Source organism: Areca yellow leaf disease phytoplasma (genome assembly GCF_041920595.1).
In genome coordinates this window covers 538,867-544,016 of sequence record NZ_CP169277.1, presented here as the reverse complement: position 1 = coordinate 544,016, position 5,150 = coordinate 538,867, and the positions used below count along the sequence as shown (strand labels likewise).

Annotated in this window: 8 protein-coding genes; all 8 read left to right on the top strand. The window is 32.2% G+C overall.

Annotated elements, in window-relative coordinates; all coding sequences use genetic code 11:
* Positions 1-1,148: 1,148 nt before the first annotated feature.
* The 8 genes from ACEW7V_RS03090 to ACEW7V_RS03055 all read left to right on the top strand — a co-directional run bounded on the left by ACEW7V_RS03090 (position 1,149) and on the right by ACEW7V_RS03055 (position 4,794).
* Positions 1,149-1,364: an amino acid--tRNA ligase-related protein gene (locus ACEW7V_RS03090; RefSeq protein WP_374695408.1), complete on the top strand. Its 216-nt coding sequence runs from the start codon at positions 1,149-1,151 to the stop codon at positions 1,362-1,364.
* Positions 1,365-1,416: 52 nt separating this feature from the next.
* Positions 1,417-1,572, top strand: coding sequence for a hypothetical protein (locus ACEW7V_RS03085; RefSeq protein WP_374695407.1), 156 nt, complete (start codon positions 1,417-1,419; stop codon positions 1,570-1,572).
* Between the two features lie 273 nt (positions 1,573-1,845).
* Complete coding sequence (locus ACEW7V_RS03080) at positions 1,846-2,112, top strand: hypothetical protein (protein ID WP_374695406.1); 267 nt, start codon at positions 1,846-1,848, stop codon at positions 2,110-2,112.
* A gap of 1 nt (position 2,113) precedes the next feature.
* Positions 2,114-2,302, top strand: coding sequence for an amino acid--tRNA ligase-related protein (locus ACEW7V_RS03075; protein ID WP_374695405.1), 189 nt, complete (start codon positions 2,114-2,116; stop codon positions 2,300-2,302).
* Positions 2,303-2,460: 158 nt separating this feature from the next.
* Positions 2,461-2,685 (top strand): ATP-binding protein, encoded by a 225-nt coding sequence (locus ACEW7V_RS03070; RefSeq protein ID WP_374695404.1) that lies wholly within the window; start codon positions 2,461-2,463, stop codon positions 2,683-2,685.
* Positions 2,686-2,900: 215 nt separating this feature from the next.
* Complete coding sequence (locus tag ACEW7V_RS03065; protein WP_374695403.1) at positions 2,901-3,182, top strand: ATP-binding protein; 282 nt, start codon at positions 2,901-2,903, stop codon at positions 3,180-3,182.
* Positions 3,183-4,250: 1,068 nt separating this feature from the next.
* Positions 4,251-4,445 (top strand): hypothetical protein, encoded by a 195-nt coding sequence (locus ACEW7V_RS03060; RefSeq protein ID WP_374695402.1) that lies wholly within the window; start codon positions 4,251-4,253, stop codon positions 4,443-4,445.
* 37 nt (positions 4,446-4,482) lie between these two features.
* Positions 4,483-4,794, top strand: coding sequence for an AAA family ATPase (locus ACEW7V_RS03055; protein ID WP_374695401.1), 312 nt, complete (start codon positions 4,483-4,485; stop codon positions 4,792-4,794).
* Positions 4,795-5,150: the final 356 nt, after the last annotated feature.

The window sequence follows — 5,150 nt, the reverse complement described above, 5'->3', positions numbered from 1 at the left end:
TACCGCTGATTTCAGTTACGTATTGTAAGAAAGATTTGAAAAAATATTTTGTATTTGGGATTGTAAAAATTGTCACAACAGACAACACCAGCAAGCACCACGCATTTTGACCATCTTGTTGAGGACGCCAAATTTCGTTTTTTACAAGTTTTAGAAGGGCTTAAACAAATGAATGTTAGTCACCAGATTGTGTCATGATTTGGTCATTGGACTTGATTATTATACTCATAGCGTTTTGAAATTGTTTATAATAACGAACGGACATCAAGCAGTTTTAGGTGGGGGTATTTGTTATGATAATTTAGTTACTTTGATCTGGAAACCCTTCGCCTGGTATTGGTTTGCGCTAGGCATGGAACGTTCAATGTCATTTAGCCACTCATTCCTTTTGCAATAAAAATATTTTACCTTCTTTGGATGCCTTTATATTAGTTAGTGTGCCATAATTTTTTATCAAGGACTTGCACTTGCAACAACTCTCCGCCATCAGGTTTTTCCGCCGATCTTAATTATCAGTTTTTATCTTTCAAAAGTCTCAAACAAACGCTTAAAACAACTTCCTTCTGTCTTTAATTCTGGGACCAAAGAATTTGACAACAATCAAATTACAATCAAAAATACTGACACCAACAATAAACCACCATATTGCAAAAAGATGTTGTTTCTTATTTTCAAAACAACAAGAGTTAAATTAATTCATGAAAACTAAATATAGCCATTATAACAATCAATTTACAACTTGCCCATCAAGGAAAAACAGTTTTTCTAAAAGGTTTTATTTTTCGTAAACGCAACAGGAAAAACTCTTTTTGACTTACGTGATGTTTCTGGTATCGTTCAATTATTGAACAAAAATAATCCTGGCGACAAATAGCTTTAATTAAATTAGAAACAGTCGTGACCAAATTAAAGGTCAAGTAATTGAAGAAGAATCAATAAAAATCCTGATTTGCCAACTGGTGATATTGAAATTTTAGTATCTCATATTGAAATTTTAAGTGAGGTCTCCAAACCTTTAAATGTGTCAAAGTCAAGAAAGTTTAGAAGAAACAAGACTTAAATATCGTTATTTGGATTTTAAGAAATCCTGAAGTTAAACATTTTTTGATTCAAAGACACCACATTACCCAAAGTATTCGTCAAACTCTTTGAAAAATGATTTTAGAACTAGAAACCCCATTTTATCTAAATCAACTCCTGAAGGAGCAAGAGATTATTTAGTTCCTTCCAGAATTTATCCAGGTAATTTTTTATGCCCTTCCCTCAATCTCCCCAACTTTTTTAAACAATTATACATGATTGCAGGATTTGAAAGGTATTTTCAAGTAGCACGTTGTTTCCGCGATGAGGACCTCCAGATCTGATAGGCAACCTGAATTTAGTCAAATCGATATTGAAACATCTTTTTAAATCAAGATGAAATTATGCTCCTTAACAGAAGAAATTATAGTAGATTTATTTGCCAATATTTGGAAAAAACCACTTTCTCCAACCCTTTTTAAGATTAACTTATCCCAACAAGCCTTTGAACTTTATGGTTCTGATAAACCAGGATTTAAGAAATCCCCTTAAAATCACTGATTTTACTACTTTTTTGATACTACCACTTGCCCCAAAATATGTTTTCATGCAGCATTAAAGGCTTTAAAGTTTCTAAAACAGCAGTTTTGACACGCCGAAAACTAGATGAGTATCAATTGTTTTTTAGTAAACATTTTAACTTGAAATTGTTTTCTTTGTTAAAAAAATGATAAAATTATAGGTGTAATATCTCAATTTATTAAAGATGATTCTTTTTTAAAAAATGAAGAAATTTGTTTTGTTGTTTCTGGCACAAAAGACATTATGCACAAAGCTTTAGGTATTTTTCGCACCAAACTGGCCATGATTTATCTTTGGTTGATACAACTCAAAGAAGCGTTATTATGGATTGTTGATTTTCCTTTATTTTGGAGAACTACTCCAGAAGACCTGCCCCAACCAGATCTTACTTTGGAAAACTCAAATACTTCCAACCGTCTTTATTCTTTGCATCATCCTTTTACTGCTCCTTGTGATATTGCTATTTTGAAAAGCAATCCTCAAAAGCTCTTGCCAAAACCTATGATTTAGTTTGAACGGCTACGAAGTGGGTGGTGGTCTGTTAAGAATTAACAATCCCCAAACGCAAGAATTAATTTTTAGTCTTTGTATTTTTCACAAGAAGAAGTGCAAACTCGTTTTGGTTTCTTTAGTCGAAGCTCTTAAATACGGCACCCCACCTCATGGAGGACTTGCTCCTAGGTCTTTGATCGTCTTGTGATGTTGTTTACCAAACCAACAATATCAAAGATGTTATTGCTTTTCCTAAACCCAAAGTCAGCAAGATTTGATGTTAGAAGCTCCAGTAAAGTTGACTAAGAACAACTCAACACCCTAAAACTCAAATTCAAAATGCAATTGTAATTAAGGATGTTTTACATGAAAACTATCAAACTTGCTTGTAGTCTAGATGCCAATCAAACCTATATTATAGCTGTAAGTGGCGGCGTTGATTCAATGTCTTTACTTCATTGTTTGGTGGCACAAAAAATAAAACTGCAAGTTGTGCATTTCAACCATTTAGCGCGCCCTAATGCTTGGAAAGATAAAGAATTAGGTCCAAAGTTATTGCCTGCAAAACTCCCTTTGTTTCCATTATTTTGAACTTAACTGCCTCAAAAAACTTTCAAGTCCAAGCACGTTTATTAAGACAACAAAAATTAATGCAAATAGCTACAAAGCACCAAACTCCTTTATTTTAACAGCCCATCATTTAGATGATTTGGCAGAAACTATTTTACAAAAAATAACTAGAAGCAGCACTTTGCTGGAGTTATAGTGGCATGCAGATCCAAACTTCTTGGCAAGATTTCATTTTTTTGAAACCTTTTTTATACGTTCCCAAAGCCAAAATCATAATTTATGCTGCTTTTTACCAAATCCCTTTTTTGGAAGATTGCACCAATCAAAACCTCACTTATCAAAGAAACCAAATCAGGCACCAAGTTATTCCTTATTTAAAAACCCAAACTAGTTTTTGCAAAATATCCCAAAAATACCACCAAACTCTTTTGCAAGCCTATAATTTTATTCGCAAACAAACTCTTTTATTTCTTACAAAACACACAAATCATAGTTGTAACCCACCAAACTTCTTTTGACTTGCACTTTTTAAACCTTGATTTAGTTATTAATCAAAGATATCATTTTATTATTATTAGAACAACAAAATATTACTAAAAGTTTTATTTTTATCCAAAATATCATCAAAGGCATTAACAATCCTTATAAGCCTAATTTATCTTGGCATCTTAATTTTGAGTGGCATTTAATTAAAAGATTACAATCACATTACATAATGAGGCCTGCACCAACACTTTCCTTTGCTTTGTCAAAACCTTTGTTGTGTGTTTCACATGTAATTTTGTCTTGCTTGCATTTCTCTTCTGTTACAATCCTCAATTATAATCCTCAAAAAGTTAGTTTTCCCTTTAAAAAAAGTGCTTGCGCCAACCAAAAGATATATATTAAAATTTAGTTTTGGCAATTAAAAATTGAAAAATTTTTAATTGAAAACAAAGTGCCCCTTACTCAAAGAAATAATTTATGGTTAGTAGTAGACAATCTAGACAATATTTATTTATCCTCACTTATATATCAACTCTACTTAGGAAACTAATCCAAGATTTATTTAGCTTTTAAAACTTTTTTTTACTTCTTCAAATTGTTTTTCTCAACAAATTAAAAATGAGAATCCAAAAATAAAATGCAGAAATTACATCCATCCCAATTAAACTCCAAACATTAAAATATTTATTTCAATGTTTAACTCAAAGATAATTTCTGCAAGAAAGGTTAATTTTATGTCATTTTTTGATAAAATTTTTTAAAAAATCTATATGGGCGTCCTTTATTTTTGCTGTAATTTTAATAGGTTAATTTTTATTTATTGTTATTTTACTAAGAATGCAAAAAAGATAACAATACATTGATGAACTTGCAAAAGATAACAAAATTGAGCAAACTATTTATGAACCTCACTATTTTAATTCATATTTTTGTAATGTTGTAGTTACTACTAAAGACGGCAGCAAAGTAATTGATTTTTTTAATATGCCTTGGTGAAAAGTATTTGACAAAAAACCAAACGGCAAATACAAATATAAAATTGATTCTGTAGATCCTAGACCTTGGAATGGTTATGAACCTGTTGTTTGGGTATTTAGACAATGTTTAACAATGTTAATTTTACTGTTTTTTCTCTCTTTTTTGCCGATACCATCAAACAAATGGGACAAGAAATTTTGGCATCAGCCCCTGGTAAAAAAGGTTCTAAAAGTCGCAAAGTTATTATCAATCAAAAAAGATTTATTTTTGCAGATGTAGCAGGAGCTGATGAAGAAAAAGAAGAATGTCAGAATTGATTGACTTTTTAAAAAACCCTGCGGCAAATACGCTGCTATGGGAGCAAGAATTCCTAAAGGAGTTTTGTTGTATGGACCTCCAGGTACAGGAAAAACCTTATTGCCAGCAGTTGCAGGTGAGGCAGGCGTTCCTTTTTTTGCTGCTTCAGGTTCTGATTTTGATGAAGCTTATGGTGTTGGTGCTTCACGTGTCAGAGATCTTTTAAAGAAGCTCAACTGGCAGCTCCTTTGTATCGTTTTGGTCGATGAAATTGAGGCAGCTGCTAGAAAAAGAGGCTCCAATATTGGTGGTAGTAACGGTTCTGGAACAAACCTTAAACCAACTTTTAGTAGAGATGGACGGCTTTAACCAAAAAATGGGTAAGTATTGTTATTGCAGCTACTAACTCAACCCGAAGCTCTTGACTCAGCTATTTTGCGTCCTGGACGTTTTGACCGTCACTTTAATATTACTTTACCAAATGTTAAAGACCGTGAAGCTATCTTAAAAAATTACATGCAAGTAATAAAAACTTTCAGAAGAAATTAGTTTAGAAGAATTAGCTAAACAAACCCCAGGTTTTAGTGAGAACAAATTAGAAGGCACCTTTAAACGAAGCTGCTTTATTGCTGCTAGAAGAAATGCTATTTTTATCAATAAAAAAGATATCAGCGAAGCTTTAGACCGTATTTTTAATTGGAAGCACATGTAACTGAACGAAGCAC

Excerpts from the sequence above, each read along its gene's own strand:
- ACEW7V_RS03055 (WP_374695401.1), top strand. The coding sequence starts at position 4,483 with ATGGGAGCAAGAATTCCTAAAGGAGTTTTGTTGTATGGACCTCCAGGT.
- ACEW7V_RS03080 (WP_374695406.1), top strand. The coding sequence starts at position 1,846 with ATGCACAAAGCTTTAGGTATTTTTCGCACCAAACTGGCCATGATTTAT.
- ACEW7V_RS03085 (WP_374695407.1), top strand. The coding sequence starts at position 1,417 with ATGAAATTATGCTCCTTAACAGAAGAAATTATAGTAGATTTATTTGCC.
- ACEW7V_RS03060 (WP_374695402.1), top strand. The coding sequence starts at position 4,251 with ATGTTTAACAATGTTAATTTTACTGTTTTTTCTCTCTTTTTTGCCGAT.
- ACEW7V_RS03070 (WP_374695404.1), top strand. The coding sequence starts at position 2,461 with ATGAAAACTATCAAACTTGCTTGTAGTCTAGATGCCAATCAAACCTAT.